Raw genomic sequence first — 18,065 nt, 5'->3', positions numbered from 1 at the left:
GAAGCGAGGACATTTCCAAGGCTTGTCAATCCGCACCTTTTTGTAAGCGCCTCGACTTAGCCCTGAATTAGCAATGAGCTCAAATGAACCCGGCATCATGTTATGGCCACACCGGACTTACGCTAACTAATCCGGCCTTCTGCTCGAACGCCATAGGCCTAAGATATCCGATTTTCGAGCATCGACGCTTTAGATTTGGAAGCGGTCAATGCAATCGAGCACGTTGGGTTTACCTAGTGTGTCATTCATTCGGTCTCGAAGACTCTCACCATTTCGACGCCACAAACTTTGCGGCGATCGGTCATCCGTCGCTCGAGCCGCTCAGTCGCAAATTGGCTACCCTGCCGGATTAATGCAGCTGCGCGGCAGACGAACGATGCAATTATCGCGAGCCCACCATCTTTTCCCGGTAACCCACTGAACCTAACCGATCGCGCCCACTTCTGTCGTCTGACTCCGATCTGAGGCTTTCGATCGGTTGATCGATCGCGCAGGCTTTTCGTCAACTTTTGGTGCACCAAGTCCATTTTAGTCGAATCGGTCATTCTCTGTGAGCTGCGGCTGCGATAAATTGGCCGCTCGTCCAAACGCCAAACTGCACCCTTGCCCGCTAATGACAAAGAGGGCAGTTAAATGAATTCTATCCGATTTCTCCGTGCTGGAGCCGTGATTTTCACAATCGCAAGTTTAGCTTGGTTGATCGAAACAGTAGCCGAGCATAATGGCACAACGGTAGAAATCTCTGTTGGCGCGCTGCTCGTGACGCTAGGAGCGGGATGGCTGCTTTGGGAATTTCTCGGCGCCCCCCTAACCGATGACGTGCGCTGGTATCGCCGCGACACGACGCAGTGGGGGAGGAAAAATTTGGGAGACCGAACTGGCTGGCCGATGCTCATGCCCGTCAGCGCACTAATTCTCCCCTAATTGTCTCCCGCTAGAATTTTTGCTGCACGGCGCTGGTCGCTGCATCAACCGTAGCCTGGGCTGTCTCCTCGTGAATTTGACTCTTTTCGCGGCGATGGCGGCACGTTCGGACGCCGCGCCGGCCAGATGGCGCCGGCCGTTTCTGGCATGGCTCGACGGGATCGAGAAGGGATGGGCGATCCCGCTCCTCATCGTTGGGTTCGCCGCGATCTGGCTGCTGTTTCTGGTGATCGCTTATCTCAGCGGCGATTTGCATCCGGACGTGTTGGAAACCTGGTCGGTCGGCCGAAGCTTCGCATGGGGTAATGCCAAGCATCCGCCATTGATGGGGTGGGTAGCCCGCGTCTGGACGCTGGTATTCCCGCTAACCGACTGGTCGTTCCAGTTAATGGCGATGACCAACGCCGCGGTCGCGCTATGGGCGGTCGATCTGATCGCACGCCGATTCGTGCGAGGCGACAAACGGGCGGTGGTGCTGCTGCTCCTGATGCTGCTGCCGGCCTATCAATTCCACGCCCAGCGATTTAACGCCAACGCCGTATTATTGGCGATCTGGCCGCTGGCGACCTATTGCTTTCTGCGCTCGTTCGAGACCCGTCAGATCAAATGGGCCGCTGCCGCCGGAGCACTGGCTGCGATTGCGATGCTGGGGAAATATTACTCGGTATTTCTGGTCGGCAGCTTCGTTTTTGCAGCCGTTTGTCATTCGCAACGGCGACTCTTTTTTGGATCATGGGCACCCTGGGTTTCGGCGCTTGTCGGCTTGGTCGTCCTTGCGCCTCATATCGATTGGCTGGCGACAACGGGAGCTACCCCGTTCGAATATGCCATGGCGGCCCACGGCGGGAGGGGGTTCTGGTTGTCGATTCAGGAGGCCTGCATGTTCCTCGTTGGGATAGCCGCAATTTGCAGCCTTCCCGCGCTGTCCTGGATACTAATCGCCGAGTCCAGGCTGAAGAGATTTCCCGCTGATTTCAGGGCGATGAATTCGGGCTTGTGGCTTCTGTTCCTCGTTTGCGCTGGGACAGTTGGCTTTCCCCCAATCGTAGCCGTCGCTTTCGGTACGGATATGGCTTCGCTCTGGGCAATGCAGGGGCTGTTCCTGATCGGGATTCTCGTCGTCTGCGGCGCCAGCTATCCGATCGAGCGATTTTACACGGTCAATCTGGCCGTGCTCGTGATCGGCATGGCTTTGGTGGCGGTGACCGTCGCGGCGCCAGTGCACGCCTTCTACCGGAATGCCCACGGCTACGAAGAGCGCCGCAACTTTTACCGGCTGGCTGCGCTGGAATTGACGCGACGATGGCACCAGGTGTCTTCCTCCCCGCTTCCGGCCGTCAGCGGCGATGATTCGCTGGCACTTGCGACAGCATTCTACAGTCCGGATCATCCGCGTTACCGGCGGCCGTTTGCTTTGCAATACCAATGGGGATGGGCTGCAATGTGCTTCAGCGATGAGGAGGTTTGCAGTGCGTGGATCCGGAATGTACGCGCAACCGCACCCAATTCCATCCGCTTTGATTTCGACGTGGCTGGGAGCCTGTGGGGTCGGCCCGGCGTGTCCGCGAAGATTGCTGCGGTGATGGTTCTGCCCGGCGATGGGAAAGCCCATTGACCGAACTATCCGCCAAGTGGGCAAGCCCGAGAGAGCTAATTCGCTGCTAATAGTGCGTCGCTACAGTCTTCCATGGCAACACTGGCACCCGAGGCTTGTTCTGCGTGGCGGCGCAATCCGGTAAGGTCAATCAATTCAATCGAAAAGAAGAACCAGCATCGACAAAACCGTTGACGCAAATCCAGTGTCAATTTTGCCGAATTTTCTTGCAGAAAGCTGGAATGCTAGAAACTTTGAACCATCGTATGTTCGACGCGCTTGCCGCACCGCACGGACTTGCCGGAGCGTCACTCCTCGCCATCCTTCTGCTCGCGCAAGGGGCGATCTATGCTGGTCCAAGCGTTCTGGTATTTCTCTGGATTTTCGGCGAAGCCGACGACCGCCGAGCCGCCGTCGGTGCCTGTCTTTCCTCGCTGCTCGCGCTGGCGATAGCTCACGTGATCTCTTCCGCCTACATGCACCCTCGCCCATTCATGGACGGTCCGGTTCGCAATTATCTCGGCCACAGTCCGGATAGCTCGTTTCCGTCCGATCATAGCACCCTGCTTTTTGCTCTTGGATTTGCATTGTGGATCTGTCCGCCTCGCCAAGGCCGCTGGTTTGGGGGTTTGCTTTTGGCCATTGGCATCGCCGTCGGTTGGGCGCGGATTTGTCTCGGAGCGCATTATCCGCTGGACATCGTAGGGGCGGCGCTCGTCGCGGCGGTCTCGGCCTGGACATTCGCGTTGCCGGCGGGGCGAGCTTTGAGCGCGCATATAGCAACATTTTGTGAATGGCTCTTCGGTTGGTCAATCGCCGGAAGGAAGAAGAATATCCGACGAAGCTAATGCTGACGGACCTTTGCTGTTTTGGATGGTGTTGCTCCCATGCGAAGACCCCCTAAAAAGCCAAACCAAAATTACCTGGATTTCCAATGAACGAGAAGCGAATAGCATCACGACATCGCGTCTTGAAAGCCGGTAAAATCTCGTTTGACGGTAGCACCATCGACTGCTCTGTCCGCAACATATCAAGAACCGGCGCGGCGTTAGAGGTCGCAAGCCCCATCGGAATCCCTCAAACCTTTATCCTGGTCATCGAAGCCGATCACGTCCGACAGCTCTGTCACGTCATTTGGCGCACGGAAAAGCGGATGGGCGTCGCATTCGATCAGAACTGACGCGAGGTCTCGCGTCGCGCCGGTTCCAATGCAAATCGCCCGTGCATACCGCGAGATTGGCCGCGAATAGCGCACACCTCATTCGCTGCTCACTTTGGAGGCCTATGGTCGTCGAACGGGCGACTTATAACTCCCAAGGAAAATACATGACGAAAGTTTCGATCTTTCTAGCCCGCGCGCTCCTCGGAGGAGCCCTCATCCTCACGACTGCAACTGCCTCTTATGCCCTTGAAGGCGGCAGGCTGTCGAAGGAAGCAACAATCACCCTCGATCAAGCCCGGGACGCCGCAATGAAGGCGCAGCCCGGCAAAATTCTTGACCAGGAACTGGAGCATCGGAAAGGCGGTTCCGGTTTGCGTTATTCCTTTGACATCAAGGTCGGGACGGTCACCCACGAAGTCGGCATCGACGCCAAGACGGGCTCCGTTCTGCAGAACTCCGCAGAGGGTAACAAGTGATGTCCCGTGGAAGGCAGCAAGAGTTGGCAGCCATGAAAACAACCTACTTTGCCAGATCGACCCCGCAAGCGCTCGCTCTCGTCGTCGCCTTGTTCGCCAGTATCGCGCCCGGACCGCTGTTCGCCGGGCCTACCGCCCCGCCGGAGGCGGCGATAGCCCCTGAAAAAAATCCGCCGGGCGACATTCCCGACGATCAGGTCTTCATCACCTTCAAGTCGCCGAACGGATTCTCTCTTAAAGTCCCGGAAGGATGGTCGCGCAAGGACGCGCCCGAAGGCGTTTCATTCGCCGACAAATACGGCACGATTGATGTCGCCGTAAAAGCGTCTCCGGCAACCCCGACAGTTGCAAGTGTTCGCGCAGGCGAGGCAGCGGAGCTGGAAAAGACGGGACACGCGGTGAAGATAGCCTCGGTCAAGGAAGTCAAGCTGGCGTCGGGTCCGGCGATCCAAATTATCTATAGTTCAAACTCAGATTCCAACCCGGTCACCAACAAGCGTGTCCGTCTCGAAAACGAACGATTCTTGATGGCGCATGCAGGAAAGCTCGCCGCTGTTACCTTTTCGGCTCCCATGGGAGCCGATAACGCCGACCAATGGAAGCTGATGAGCAACTCCTTTCGCTGGAACTGAAATGGCTCTCATCGAAGCCGACGATCTCTTCAAATTCTACCATCCTGGCGACGCAGAGGTGCGCGCGCTTCGGGGCGTCAGCCTGACCGTCGAGCCCGGCGAGGTCGTTGCGCTCATTGGGCCGTCAGGCAGCGGCAAATCCACGTTGCTTGCGTGTCTGGCGGGCCTGGACGAGCCGGACGGCGGCATTGTCACAATCGACGGTTGCCGGATGACGCGACGGCCGGAGGCTGAACGTGCGGCGCTGCGCGCCAGTTCGATCGGTTTCCTGGCTCAATCAGGTAATCTCTTCGACCATCTGTCGGTTGCTGAAAACATCAAGCTGCAGATGAACCTGAGCGGGAAGTTCGATTCTTGCCGTGTCATCGAACTCCTTAGCCTTCTCGGGCTCGCTGATCGGGGACATGCCATGCCCGCGACGCTCTCGGGTGGTGAGCTTGCACGGGCAGGATTGGCTGTCGCCCTCGCCTCCGATCCGCCGCTTCTTCTCGCAGACGAGCCGACGGCAGAAGTCGATGCGGAAACCGAAAGCCGCATTCTCGAACTTTTGGAGGCACGCCGCGCGAAAGGTGGCGCCGCGCTGATTGCGACCCATAGCAGCGCACTTGGCCTGAAGGCCTCGCGCGTCCTCGAAATCACCGATGGCCGCATCGCAGAGGTCAGGGAACGGCGGCCTCCGGCGTTAGCGGTGAGGCATCTCGAAAGGCCGTGGTCGCCGATCGTTGCTAGCCGTAAAAAAAGCGCCAGCGAGACCCCTCTGATTGAATTGCGCAAGGCGTCCATGGTATTCTCATCGGGCCACCAGACGATCGGTGCCGTCAAAAAAGCTTTCTGCCGCATTTTTCCGTCGGACCGCATTGCCATCATGGGGCCGTCCGGGAGTGGCAAGTCAACACTCCTCAGTCTTCTGGCCGGACTGGAGCAGCCGAGCGCCGGCACCGTGTCCTGGCCGGGACTACGCCAGGGCGAAGCATTGCGGCCACGGCAGATCGGCTTTGTATTCCAGGCGCCGTCGCTCCTTCCTGAGCTCACCGTGATCGAAAACGTCAGGCTGCCGATTCAAATCGCGGCGATCGATCCCGCGGAAGCAATGAACCCCGCGGACGCACTCGAACGCCTCTCGCTTGGTGAGCTTGCCGAGAAGCTTCCCGATCAACTCTCCGGCGGCCAGATGCAACGGGTTGCCCTCGCAAGAGCGCTGGTGATGCGGCCCGCGGTGATCCTGGCGGACGAGCCAACCGGTCAACTTGACGGGAAGACAGGGCAAGAATTGATCGACGCGTTGCTCGCAGCGCTTGACGGAACAACGACGGCGCTCGTCGTCGCCACGCACGATCCTTCCGTCGCTGAGCGCCTTAAGCGACGTTGGACAATGAATGCAGGCCGCTTGATGATTTATGCGTCGGAGGAAGCTGCGTGATTGTATCGTGGATCAAAGGCATCGTCGCGCATAGGTCGTGGCAGCTGTTTCTCAGTGCAGCCGGCATCGCCATCGCCACTGCGTTGATCGGCGTAATTGGGGTCTTCGCCACGTCAAGCTCGCAGACCATGACGCGCAGAGCGGTGGCGAGCGTACCGGTCGATTGGCAGATCGCGCTTGGCAATGCAGCCGATCCTGCGACTTTGAAACAGATACTTTCGAAGTCCGCGACAGTCACGGCCGTCGAGACAGTTGGTTATGCGGATGTCGCTGGATTCGAAGCCAGGACGGACGCAACGACCCAGACAACAGGGGCCGGCCAGGTTCTGGGAATTGGCGCTGACTATGTCAAAACCTTTCCTGGGCAAATTCGATTGCTCGCGGGAGCAGTCGACGGAGCATTGATCGCTCAGCAGACCGCCGCCAACCTGCATGTCTCGATCGGCGACACAGTTGCGATCCTGCGGGATGGCAAAAGCCCCGCAAGCGTAAAAATTGCCGGCGTCGTCGACCTTCCGAATGCGAACGCGATGTTTCAGACGATAGGCCCGCAAAAGGGTCCCACGCCCACGGCACCGCCGGACAATATTTTACTGCTGCCGATGGACACCTGGACTTCCCTGTTCTCGACGGCGATGCCGGGGGGCACCGCAAGATTGCAAATCCACGCTTCGCTTGACCATTCAAACCTGCCGGCGGCGCCAGAGGCCGCCTATTTGGACATAACGGGGCGCGCCAGAAATTTCGAGGTTCGAGCCGCAGGGGTCGCACAGGTCGGCGACAACCTTTCCGCCCGGCTCGGGGCCGTGCGCCAGGATGCCCTGTTCGCTCAGATTCTACTGCTATTTCTCGGACTTCCGGGTGTCGTGCTGGCCATGTTGTTGACCATCGCGATCGTGCGCGCGGACGCCGCTCGTCGGCGACGCGAACAGGCACTATTGAGTTTACGCGGTGCAAGCCTTGGACAAATCGCCCGGCTTGTTGTCGTGGATGGAGGCCTTGTCGCCATCGCCGGTGGCGTCAGCGGTACACTTTTAGCTGCGCTGCTTTCAACTACGGTTCTCTCGGTGGATCTACAATCGGCAGCTGTTGTCCAGTGGTTGGCGATAACGCTTGGAGTCGGCGTCGTGCTCGCCCTCACGTCGATCCTGATGCCCACCCTGATCGATCTTCGCGAGCACACGGTCGTGTCGCGCCGCGGTGCGTTGGCGCTTGTATCAAAGCCTCTCTGGCAGAGAACTTACCTTGACCTCTTCCTGCTCGCGCTAGCCGGGATTGTGTTCTGGCGCGTCGCCAATACGGGTTATCAGGTCGTTCTCGCGCCGGAGGGTGTCGCTGCGACGTCAGTTGATTATACCGCCTTCTTGGCACCGCTTTGCCTCTGGATCGGAGCGGGTCTGCTCGTCCTGCGAATCGGCGGCAGGGCGCTTTCGGTCGGCCGCAACGTCCTGACCAGGCTGCTTCGACCGATCAGCCGACATCTCGCAGATCCCGTGGCGGCTTCGCTCAGCCGCCAGAGTGGCCGGATTGCCGGCGGAATTGCGCTTGCTACCCTCGCCTTCTCTTTTGCGACGGCCGTCGCCGTTTTCGACACGACCTACAACGCACAGCTGCTCGTGGATGCTCAACTCACCAATGGCGCCGATGTCACGGTAACAGGGACGAGCGCGGCCCCCGCCGGAGATCGCCTGGAAGAAATACGAAAAGCGCCCGGCGTGGTAGCCGCCGAGGCGATGCAGCACCGCTTCGCCTACGTCGGCAATGATCTTCAAGATCTTTATGGCATCGATCCCGGCACGATTGGTCATGCCACCACCATCGCCGACGCATATTTCGGTAATCGCGACGCGCGCGCCACGCTGGATCGGCTGGCAAAGACGCCTGATGGCCTTCTTGTGTCGCAGGAAACCGTCAGCGATTTTCAGCTGACGGTCGGCGACCTCATCAAGCTCAGGCTTCAGAACGCTGCCGACAACCAGTATCGAACAATCGCGTTTCACTTTATCGGCGTCGTGACCGAATTTCCGACCGCGCCGCACGACAGTTTCCTCGTCGCCAATGCATCCTATGTTGCCGCACAGACAGGGAATTCCCATTCCGAGGTCGTTCTGGTTCGTAGCCGCGGCGATCCAGGCGCTGTCGCCCTGGCAATTGGAAAGGTCCTTGGTACGGAAAGCCCCCTGAAGGTGACCGAGCTTTCCCAGGCTGCGCGGCTCATCGGTTCAACTTTGACTGCCGTCGATCTGCGCAAGTTGACTGCAATCGAGCTTTCGTTTGCGGTTCTCCTCGTCGCCGGCGCAACTGGCCTCGTTCTGTCGCTTGGATTTGCTGAGCGAAGCCGGGCGGCCACGATCCTGTCGGCGCTCGGTGCAACGTCCGCAGATATTCGGAAATTTGCGCAGGCGGAGGCGGCAATCATTCTCATTGCAGGCGCGGCCTGCGGTTTCATTCTCGGAGAAGCCGTCGCCTTTCTACTCGTCAAGGTGCTGACCGGTGTATTCGACCCGCCGCCGGACACGCTCTTTCAGCCGTGGATCTATCTCGCACTAGTCGCTTCGGGAGCCGTGTTGACCACCATCATCGCCGTATGGCGCTCCAGCATCAGATTGACTGGTGCGAGGTTGTAAGGGATGGACCGCGGCCGGATATCTTAAGAGGAGGAACGACGCGTATGCGGTCGCGTCGGCGGCCTGTCGAAGGGCCCACTAACAACCGCCCATCGGGCCTGGAGGAATAGTCATGGAAAACAGGATCGCTCTTTTTATCGACGGCGCCAACCTTTATGCGACCGGCAAGGCACTCGGTTTCGACATCGATTACAAGCGCCTTCTCAAGGAATTTCAGGGCCGGGGGACGCTGTTACGGGCGTTCTACTACACGGCGATCATCGAGGATCAGGAATACTCCTCGATCCGTCCGCTGATCGACTGGCTCGACTACAACGGCTACACTGTCGTCACCAAGGCGACCAAGGAGTTCATCGACGCCAGCGGCCGCCGCAAGGTGAAGGGCAATATGGATATCGAACTCGCGGTCGATGCCATGGAGCTCGCCGAGCATGTCGCCCAGATCGTGCTGTTCTCGGGTGACGGCGATTTCCGCTCGCTGGTGGAAGCGGTGCAGCGGCACGGCGTTCGCGTCACCGTGGTCTCGACAATTTCGAGCCAGCCGCCCATGATCGCCGACGAGCTGCGGCGGCAGGCCGACGTCTTCACCGACCTCGTAGAGTTGCAGTCCAAGCTCGGCCGCGATCCAATCCAACGTCCAGGCCAGCACGAGGCCAGCTTTATTCGCAAGTAGCCACAATACTTGCCGTTTTCGCTCCAGTTTAAACAATTGGTTCTCACCAGTGCTGAGAGCACGTCGTGCAGTATGCTAGTGATAGTCCATGCGCAACCACAGCGAACGCCTTGGTCTGGGCTCAGAATCTCGGCAACGAACGAATTTGTGTCTCTGTTCGAAATGGCGGAGGCCAAAGGTGAAGATGGCAGGAGTGGCGCAGGTCCGACCTGCAGTGAGCCAAAAAATTGAGCCCGCCTATTTGGCGGTCCACCATGAGGACCATCGACGTGTTGTCATCAAGAACCATCGGCGAAGTGCGATTGTCAAATAAGGGGTTTGGCCAATCGGCGCGCCGATTCTTGCGATTGGTTGAGGGGCCTATTCCGAAACTGCATGCGTAGTGCCAACGCGGCATGCCGTCTGAGGATCGATAATTTCGTGTAACAGGTGTCGTATTAATTTGGCTTCGCAAATACGCAACAGGTGCTTCAACGAAGATATATCTTATTCCACGTCAATGGCTCCTGTTCTTGGGGCAACTTCCTGCCGCCCCCTCCAGCGGGCGCGGGGCGCTGTGGCGACGTCCTTGTGTGCCGCCGGAGCTGCCAGCGTGCTGAACGGGGTGTGGATTCTAATGGTCATGGACGAGCTAAACTGCTCTATACGCAGCTCGTCGAGATGGTTCACGCGCAAGGCGGCAGCGCCACGGTGTCTGCGACCGCTGCAACCAACGAGGATGACGAGCAAGCCATCATTGCCCGGCTTCGGGCAGGCCGAGCACGCGACTACGACGAGTTCGCCGAGCGCTCCGGTGAGTTTCTTGCCGAGATAAAAGGGAGACCCGGCGTCGGGAATTCACGTTTGCAGAATTTGAAGAGATCGAGAATGACCTCGACAAGCTTTCCGCCTGGCTCGCCAAGATCAAGGCGCGCGACTTCTTTCCTGGCGCCCGAATGCAGCAGGCGAACGAAACTCTCGATGGCGGATGCCGACAACCCGGCAGCGTCATTGCTGAGCAGTGCCGCCAGCGCCTCGGAGAAGTCGCCGGTCGAAATCCCCTTCAGGTAAGGGATCGGCAGCAGCGTTTCGATAGATTTCGAGCGGCGCATGTAGGGCGGCAGGATCGACGGCAAGAACCGGATGCGGTCGGGGTCGGTAGCGTCTGCCTCGCAATCGCGCACACGCGGCTGGCAGACGGCGACCGGACCGATACCGGTCATCACCCTGCGCTCCGGCAGGGGGACCGTGGCGCACGACCCGCTGGTGGCCGTCTGAGGTCTTCAAATCAGTATGCTAGCCGAGAAAGTTTGCGATCTTGGCCTCTACCGCCTGAGCGAGCAGGGAGCGCGCCCCGTTGCGCAAGATTTCAGCGAGTTGATCCTCGGCATTTCCTAGCTGAATCAGCTTGATGATGTTATCTTCGGACACGACATATCGCTCCTTCGGTGGAGAAGTGGAGGCGTCAAGCAACCCCACGATATGCCGCCTTCCCGATTCCCGCCGTCACCGACTTTGGGCGATAGCTCAGGACAATGACAACCCAGCGCTCGTGAACTTCCTCAAACTGTTGAGCGAACGCTATCCTTTGCCCGTGCAGGCTGACCCTTGCGACGCGCTTTCGCAAAGGCCCGATCGGTCGCCATGAACCGCGCCAACATCGGCGCAACCAGTTTTGCTGGATCCGAAATCGATTGTCCGGCTTCACGGGAAAGGACGGCGTAGGCTACTAGATCACGGTGAATCGCAGCCGGCAATTTGATCGTCATTGTGACCGGTCTATCATCTTCGATGGCACTTATCTTAAGTTTGCTCATGTCGATCACCCCGATACGGCTCGAGCACCAGATCACGATTAACGATCACGTTAACTGGGAAGCCTGGCCTGATCGTCAGTGTAGGTTGAATGTTGAGATTCCTTCGAACGACCTGTTGTCCAGTTTGGTTTAGTGAATTAGCCGCGCCCAAACGCAAAGCCTGAATAATATCCGTGTTGCTGCCAGTGTTTGTACCAGAGCCAAGCTCCGCTCCCACGCCAAGGATGGTCGAGAGGAGCGCAGCCTTGAACAACTCGGCCCAGTGATTGTCGACCCCATCCTCGAGACCGGAATATCCGCCTGCGTCCGCCCCCTGTTGCCGTTCCAGCACGATTGAGCGACCGTTCGGCATGATCAGCCGCGTCCACACCAACAATACCCGCGATTGTCCAAATGCGACTCGGCTATCATAAACGCCGATAAGTCTTGCTCCCTGCGGGATAAGTTTCGCACGGCCAGAAGGAGTATCGTAGACCGCCTCTGTCACTTGCGCAGTGATTTGGCCGGGGAGGTCAGAGCGAATACCGGTAATGAGCGCTGCCGGAATGATAGTCCCCGCCTGGATGACAAAGGGAGATGCTGGACGTGAAAGCCTGTCAGGCGCCGTCGTCCGCCGGTCGACCGGAGCATTGACGAACAGCAGCTTGCGATCCTGCCCGTTCTGCGCGAAGGTTTCGTCAGACGATAACGCGGTGTTGGTGACCGTTTCCTGGGATGGGGCACGTGCCGGCGTGACGGGCGCGGTGGTTGGCGCAAATACCTTGCTTGTCCGAGCCGCTTCGGTCTCCTGGTTGGCCCGCTGTTGTTCGGCATCAAGCCCGACCGGAGCTGATTGACTTTCGGCCGTAACGATCGGTCGCCCCAGATCTCCCGGCAATGGCGGCCCAAGCCGGGGAACGTCGTGAGGGACGCCGGCATAGTCTTTCGGCAACGTCGCGAGCCCATCTGCGACGTTGTGGTGATCCGTGCTGTAGAGTTCGTCCGGCGTCGGATTGCGCGGATGGTTGCCCCTCAGCGCCCACAGAACCGCGCCAGAAATGAGCAGCAAAGCTAGCGCGGTGCCGCCGGCAAGAGCCTTGCGGGAAAGCCGCGCGATCCTGCGGCGCTCTGCACGCAGACGCAAGGCCTGCGCGGGATCGTCAGGTGATAGCCCTGGTCCAGATGCAGGGCCGAGGTTCTCGCTTGGGCCATTGTGCGTCATGATCGCCTCCCGTCGGACCTGACAATTCGGACTTTCTGCTGCTTGTCTGCGCCAAGGCGAAGCTCGGCCGCGGCGAACAGACGATCGGCGATCAGGACATTCCTGTAGATGCGATAGTTGACGAGTTCGGGCTTGCCGTCCTGGCCGATCACGAACAGCGGCGGCATTTCGCCCTGGCCGATCCCGGGCGAGAATTCGATGTAGACTGTAGCGCGACGATCAGGATGAGAACTGGGCGTCAATCTGGATGAGAAGATTGGGGCCGGGATCCTGGGATCATTGTCGCGGACGTCCGGCTTGGCAAGTGCTGATTGACGCTGGGCGACAATCAGCGGTGCGGCAGCGTCAATCAGCGGAGCTTTGAACCTCCTTCGGCGTAGCATGGACTGGTGGCCGGCTGGCGCCGCGCTTGCGGCCGAGGGCGGCCTTGCGGCGGTAGCTCTCGACGTTCATCTCGATGATCGTGGCGTGGTGGACGAGGCGGTCGACGGCGGCGAGCGTCATGGCCTGATCGGGGAAGATGCGGCCCCACTCGCCGAACGGCTGGTTGGCGGTGATCAGGAGCGAGCGCCGCTCGTAGCGGGTGGCTATCAGCTCGAACAGCACGCTGGTCTCGGCCTGATCCTTGGAGACGTAGGTGATGTCGTCGAGGATCAGCAGGTCATAGCGATCAAGCTTGGCGATCGCGGATTCCAGAGCCAGTTCACGCCGCGCCACCACCTGCAGCTGCTGCACGAGGTCCGTCGTGCGCGTGAACAGGACGCGCCAGCCGTTCTCGACGAGGGCAAGCCCGATCGCCGCGCTGAGATGGCTCTTGCCGCCGCCGGGCGGACCGAACAGCAACAGATTGGCCCCGGTCTCGAGCCAGACGTCACCTGCGGCGAGTGCCATCACCTGCGCCTTGGACAGCGTCGGCACGCTCTCGAAGTCGAATGTCGCGAGCGTCTTGCCCGCAGGCAGGCGTGCCTCCGTCATGTGCCGCTCGATGCGGCGACGGCCACGATCGGCCACCTCGTGTTCGGCGAGCGTGGCGAGGAAGCGCGCCGCGGGCCAGCCTTCCTTGTCAGATTGCGCGGCGAGCTTTGGCCAGATCGCCTTGACGCTCGGCAAGCGCAACTCTGTGAGAAGGAGTTCGACACGCGCGGCATCGATGGATGTGGTCGTGCTGGTCATGCTGCATCTCCCGTATTCGAGGTTGCCGGCACGAAGCCGATGGACGCCAGTTCGTCGTAGGCGGCGAGCGGTGCGAGCTCGACGGCGACGTGCGGGATCGCGGCCTGCTCCGGGCGAAAGCGGATGCGCAACGCGGCAAGGTCAGGCAGCCGTCCCGCATCGAGATCTCTGGCGACGATCTCGGCAAGCTCTGCCTCGCAGGCCCGCTCGTGAGCGAGGGCGAGAAGCTCGACCGTCACCTTGCAGGCATGACGATCGTCATATCGTTCCTGCAGAGTCTCGAACGCGCGTCGATAGGCGGCCCGTGGGAACAGCTGATCGCGATAGACGAGATTGGCGAGCGCCATCGGCTTGCGCCGCAGGGCGTGGATGACGTGCCGATAGTCGACGACATGTCCGCCCTTTTTGTCCGACACCGGACGACCACGACGCAGCGTCGCGACCTGCGTGGTGCCTATGAAGCATTCGAGGCGATCATCGTAGATGCGCACGCGCAGACGATGACCGATCAGCTTCGACGGCACCGTGTAGAACACGCGGCGCAGGATGAAGCCGCCCGACGAGGTCACGTGGATCACCTTCTCCTCGAAGTCACTGCTGCGACCTCTCGGCAGTGGCGCCAGCGTCTCCTTCTCGATTGCGATCCGCTTGACGAGATGGGCGTTGCGCCGGCCGACGACCATGTCGACGAAGGCGCGATAGGCATCGAGGTCGGCGAAGTCGCGCGTCCCCCGCAAAAGCAGCGCGTCCTCCAGCGTCTTCTTGAGATGGCCATGTGGGCTCTCGATCGAACCGTTCTCATGCGCGATGCCGGCATTGTTGCGGGTCGCCACCATGCCGTAATGCCGCATCAGTTCGTCGTAGCGTTGCGTGATGTCCTCGCGCGCATCGATCGTGAGGTTGCGGAACGCTGCCGACAGGCTGTCGCTGCGATGCTCTCTGGGGACGCCGCCGAGCGCCCACAGCGCATTCTGCAGGCCTTCGGCCAATGCGACGAAGCTCTCGCCACCGAGCACGACATGGGCGTGCGCGAAGCCGGAGAACGCCAACCGGAAGTGATAGAGCCGGTGGTCGAGCGCCACGCCCGCGATGGTGATACCCAGCACGCCGGCATCGGTGAAGTCCGACAGGCCGAGCCGCCCGGGCTCATGCTCCTGGCGGAAGATGACGTCCTGCTCGGGCCCATTGAAGGCGCGCCAGGCCGTGATGCGCCGCTCCAGCGTGCGGCGGATGTTGGGATTGAGATCGGGATGGCGCCGGCGCAGCTCCTCCAGCACACCGACCGCCCGGATACCCGGTGCGGCCTTCAGGATCGGCTCGATCTCGGCGTCCCAATAGGGCGCCAGCGGATCAGGCCGCCGCCGGCCACGCGGCTCCTGCTTCTGCGACGGCAGCCGCGGATCGGCCTCGATCCGGTAGGCACTCGCCGTCGAAAACCCGGCTTTGGCCGCCGCGGCCTCGGCCGATAACGTCAATCGGTAACTCATGTATAGCCTCATCTGGTGGTCGGTGATGTGGAGGCCAGGCAAGCCGTCGATCCTCTCTTGTCGAGACGAATCAACAGCTTGCGCTAACCACACCCGGCCGCCAGACGGCCTGAAAGGGACGCGCCGCCGGCGGGAGCGGTCCTCCGGTCGGGCTACGCCCTCCCTTCGTCCCGCTCCCGCCGGCACTCTCTCATCCTGATTGTCGCTGGGTTCTCACCTTGATTGTCGTCGCGCAGTAGACCTTGCGACCGTCGTCATACGCGTTGACTGGCCGCCAGGGCGGATTGTCGCCTTCGATGACGTAGCGGTAGCGGCGCTGATCCATCTCCGGGATGACCGGCATTGGTGGGAAAGCCTTGGAGCGGCTGGATTGGTCTTCCGGGTAATACCAGGCGACCGACGGCATGTATGGCTTTTCGCGAGAGCGGAGTTCGATCAGATAGGTTCGCCGATCGGTGTTGACGACAAGATTCGTCTCGATGGCGGGCCGTGTTGGCTTGACCATGATGTGAACGCGCCTGGTATCACCGCTGCCGCTCTCAGTGTCGGCGACGATCCAACGCACGGTATCGCCGGCCGCGAGCGGCCCCGAACCGGTCAATTGTTCGCCCGGTTCGAGCGCGATATCCGTAATCTGCCCGGGCGAGACATAGATTTGATAGAGCGCGCCGGGGCTATAGGGAAAGACCTGGACGGCGTTGAAATACCCTGCTCGCCGCGGCTGGACACGCGCCACATCATTGGCGATCTCGACGCGACCGGTCGGGTCGTTTGCCTCTGCTTCACCCTTGTTGCCGCCACGAGCTGGAGTCCAGGCCGGAGGGACATGCAAGGGACGCGCGTGGTCATCCGCCGGCATCGGGAGATCGGGAGATGGCGGCACCTCATCATCATAGCTGATCTGTGGCGGCTTGAAGGTCGTGCAGCCGGAGAGCGCGACCGTGAGAAGAAAAGCGAGACGTAAGGGCGCTCGTTTCCATTCGGGGTGCGCGGATCGCGGGACGGGTTTTCTCACTAACCGAGCTCCTTTGACCAGTTGATGGCATTGACGTAGACGCCCAGCGGATTCTTGCGGAGACGATCGGCATCGCGAGGGGTTTCGATGACGACGGAAAGAATCGCGGTCCAGCGCTCGGTCGCGGCCAGCTGGCCGCTGTCGTAGCGGCGCTCGGCCCATGCGACCCGAAAGCTTCCGGGCGAGGCCCGAATGACACTGGATAACTCGATCGCCACTTGCGTGTTGCCGAGCTTTGCGAAGGGATCGTTGTTACGGGCGTAGTCATTCAGTGCCGCTGCGCCACGATCGGTCGTGAAGTCGTAAGCTCTTAGCCAATTTTGCCGCAGGACAATGGCGTCCGATGGAAGGCCTCGCACATCTTCGATGAAGCGGCCGAGATGAAACGCGATTTGCGGATCGGTCGGCTGATAGAAAGGACTCGCCGGCGCGACTGCCTGGGCCTGACCGAGATGATCGATCTCCACCACCCATGGCGTGACGGTGCCTTTGGTGGACTGCGAGAGGAGGCCGGCGGCGAGCCCTGCCGACAGCAACAGACATCCGAATGCCATCAACCGCCAGTTTCTGGCCTGAACGCGCGCTGACCCGATGCGCTCATCCCAGACCTGGGCTGCCTTCTGGTAAGGCGTCACCGGCTCTGGCGTGCGGCCGTAATGAACGGATGGTCGTTTGAACATCACTGCCCTCCCTCGGACAGGTCGACGGAGGATCCGCCACCAGAGCCATCACCGCTGCGGACCGCGTGGGTCGCAGCAGATGCACCCTGGCTCACCGCCTGCGCACGTTTCATCCGGCGCGCCCAGGCCGGAGGCGCGTCCGCCGTTGACGAGCCACCGCCTACCCCGGCTGCCATGCGGCGCAGCGGGCTGACGATCGCCGAGCCGCCTGCGCTGGCGACACCACTCAAGCCTCCGGCTCGGTAAGCACTCGCCGCTCCTGTCGCTACCGTGGCTGCGCCACGGGCGCCGCCTACGAGCGCACCACCTGCTAGTCCAGCGCCGCCTGCCGCGAGACCGGCGCCAGCGACGATGGCGCCCCCTGCGGCCAGGCCAGTGCCGACCGCGGCGCCGGCACCGAGCTGCGGTCCACCGGATACGATGCCATTGGCAATGCCGGGCCCAAAGATGCCGAGGCCGAGAAGGGAAAGTGCCCCAAGCACGAGCGCCATGGCGTTGTCGATGGTCGGCTGGTTGCCGGCAAATCCTGCCGTGAATTGCGCAAACAGCGTCGAGCCGATGCCGACGATGACGGCAAGCACCAGAATCTTGATCCCGGAAGAAATCACGTTGCCGAGCACGCGCTCGGCGGCAAAAGCGGTCTTGCCGAACAGGCCAAACGGGATCAGCACGAAGCCAGCGAGCGTCGTCAGCTTGAACTCAATCAGGGTGATGAAGAGCTGGATGGCCAGAATGAAGAAAGCCAGCAGCACCACGATCCAGGCGAACAGCAGCACCACGATCTGGATAAAGTTCTCGATGAAGCCGACATACCCCATCAGTCCCCAGGCCGACTCGAGGAGTGGTCGTCCGGCATCAAGGCCAACCTGGGCGATCTTTCCCGGCCTCAAAAAATCGGCTGAGGAAAGGCCGGTGCCCGAGGCTTTCAGACCCAAACCGGCAAAGCTTTCGAAGATGATGCGGGCCAGGCTATTCCAATTGCCGATCAGAAAGGCGAAGACGCCGACAAAGAGAGTCTTCCTGACAAGGCGCGCCAGGATGTCCTCGTCTGCGCCCCATGCCCAAAACAGGCCGGCCAGCGTGAGATCGATGGCCGCCAGCGTCGCGGCGAGATATCCGACTTCGCCTCCGAGCAGCCCGAAGCCGGAATCGATGTAGCGGGTAAAGGTTTCCAGAAACTGGTCGATAATGCCCGTGCCGCTCAT

The 18,065-nt window shown here is 60.6% G+C and carries 16 protein-coding genes and 2 pseudogenes; 9 read left to right on the top strand and 9 right to left on the bottom strand.

Annotation, left to right across the window (positions count from 1 at the left end):
• The first annotated feature begins 994 nt into the window (after positions 1-994).
• The 9 genes and pseudogenes from ACVIJ6_RS16070 to ACVIJ6_RS16030 all read left to right on the top strand — a co-directional run.
• Positions 995-2,539 (top strand): glycosyltransferase family 39 protein, encoded by a 1,545-nt coding sequence (locus ACVIJ6_RS16070; protein ID WP_456773493.1) that lies wholly within the window; start codon positions 995-997, stop codon positions 2,537-2,539.
• A gap of 104 nt (positions 2,540-2,643) precedes the next feature.
• On the top strand, positions 2,644-3,366 hold the full coding sequence (locus tag ACVIJ6_RS16065; protein ID WP_456773492.1) for an undecaprenyl-diphosphatase: 723 nt from the start codon (positions 2,644-2,646) through the stop codon (positions 3,364-3,366).
• Between the two features lie 86 nt (positions 3,367-3,452).
• The gene (locus ACVIJ6_RS16060; RefSeq protein WP_456773491.1) at positions 3,453-3,698 is read left to right on the top strand and encodes a PilZ domain-containing protein; all 246 of its coding nucleotides are present in this window, start codon (positions 3,453-3,455) and stop codon (positions 3,696-3,698) included.
• A gap of 146 nt (positions 3,699-3,844) precedes the next feature.
• Positions 3,845-4,156, top strand: a complete 312-nt coding sequence (locus ACVIJ6_RS16055; protein WP_456773490.1) for a PepSY domain-containing protein — start codon at positions 3,845-3,847, stop codon at positions 4,154-4,156.
• Positions 4,157-4,188: 32 nt separating this feature from the next.
• Complete coding sequence (locus tag ACVIJ6_RS16050; RefSeq protein WP_456773489.1) at positions 4,189-4,788, top strand: hypothetical protein; 600 nt, start codon at positions 4,189-4,191, stop codon at positions 4,786-4,788.
• A gap of 1 nt (position 4,789) precedes the next feature.
• Complete coding sequence (locus ACVIJ6_RS16045; RefSeq protein ID WP_456773488.1) at positions 4,790-6,208, top strand: ABC transporter ATP-binding protein; 1,419 nt, start codon at positions 4,790-4,792, stop codon at positions 6,206-6,208.
• The gene (locus ACVIJ6_RS16040; RefSeq protein WP_456773487.1) at positions 6,205-8,835 is read left to right on the top strand and encodes an FtsX-like permease family protein; all 2,631 of its coding nucleotides are present in this window, start codon (positions 6,205-6,207) and stop codon (positions 8,833-8,835) included. Before ACVIJ6_RS16045 ends, ACVIJ6_RS16040 begins: the two co-directional genes overlap by 4 nt.
• 112 nt (positions 8,836-8,947) lie before the next feature.
• Positions 8,948-9,508, top strand: coding sequence for a LabA-like NYN domain-containing protein (locus tag ACVIJ6_RS16035; protein WP_456773486.1), 561 nt, complete (start codon positions 8,948-8,950; stop codon positions 9,506-9,508).
• Positions 9,509-10,368: 860 nt separating this feature from the next.
• Positions 10,369-10,413: pseudogene (locus ACVIJ6_RS16030) on the top strand (hypothetical protein); the annotation flags it as partial.
• 54 nt (positions 10,414-10,467) lie between these two features.
• Here the strand turns inward: ACVIJ6_RS16030 and ACVIJ6_RS16025 are convergent.
• The 9 genes and pseudogenes from ACVIJ6_RS16025 to trbL all read right to left on the bottom strand — a co-directional run.
• Positions 10,468-10,918 (bottom strand): annotated as a pseudogene (locus ACVIJ6_RS16025) (transposase); the annotation flags it as partial.
• A gap of 131 nt (positions 10,919-11,049) precedes the next feature.
• A complete protein-coding gene (locus ACVIJ6_RS16020) occupies positions 11,050-11,304 on the bottom strand; it encodes a DUF2274 domain-containing protein (RefSeq protein WP_456773485.1) in 255 nt (84 codons plus the stop codon).
• Positions 11,291-12,505, bottom strand: a complete 1,215-nt coding sequence (locus ACVIJ6_RS16015; RefSeq protein ID WP_456773484.1) for a TrbI/VirB10 family protein — start codon at positions 12,503-12,505, stop codon at positions 11,291-11,293. The genes ACVIJ6_RS16020 and ACVIJ6_RS16015 overlap by 14 nt, the downstream gene beginning before the upstream one ends.
• Positions 12,502-12,888 carry a TrbG/VirB9 family P-type conjugative transfer protein gene (locus ACVIJ6_RS16010; RefSeq protein WP_456773483.1) on the bottom strand — a complete coding sequence of 129 codons (387 nt, stop codon included), beginning with the start codon at positions 12,886-12,888 and terminating at the stop codon, positions 12,502-12,504. The genes ACVIJ6_RS16015 and ACVIJ6_RS16010 overlap by 4 nt, the downstream gene beginning before the upstream one ends.
• Positions 12,851-13,678 (bottom strand): IS21-like element helper ATPase IstB, encoded by an 828-nt coding sequence (gene istB, locus ACVIJ6_RS16005; RefSeq protein ID WP_456773482.1) that lies wholly within the window; start codon positions 13,676-13,678, stop codon positions 12,851-12,853. Before istB ends, ACVIJ6_RS16010 begins: the two co-directional genes overlap by 38 nt.
• Entirely contained in the window at positions 13,675-15,207 is a 1,533-nt protein-coding gene (istA, locus tag ACVIJ6_RS16000) for an IS21 family transposase (RefSeq protein ID WP_456771791.1), read from the bottom strand. The genes istB and istA overlap by 4 nt, the downstream gene beginning before the upstream one ends.
• Positions 15,208-15,355: 148 nt before the next feature.
• Positions 15,356-16,180 (bottom strand): P-type conjugative transfer protein TrbG, encoded by an 825-nt coding sequence (gene trbG / locus ACVIJ6_RS15995; protein WP_456773481.1) that lies wholly within the window; start codon positions 16,178-16,180, stop codon positions 15,356-15,358.
• Positions 16,180-16,860: a conjugal transfer protein TrbF gene (gene trbF / locus ACVIJ6_RS15990; protein WP_456773480.1), complete on the bottom strand. Its 681-nt coding sequence runs from the start codon at positions 16,858-16,860 to the stop codon at positions 16,180-16,182. Before trbF ends, trbG begins: the two co-directional genes overlap by 1 nt.
• Positions 16,860-18,065: a P-type conjugative transfer protein TrbL gene (gene trbL / locus ACVIJ6_RS15985; protein WP_456773479.1), complete on the bottom strand. Its 1,206-nt coding sequence runs from the start codon at positions 18,063-18,065 to the stop codon at positions 16,860-16,862. The genes trbF and trbL overlap by 1 nt, the downstream gene beginning before the upstream one ends.

Source organism: Bradyrhizobium sp. USDA 4369, assembly GCF_054056435.1.
This window is presented reverse-complemented; position numbering and strand designations above follow the sequence as displayed.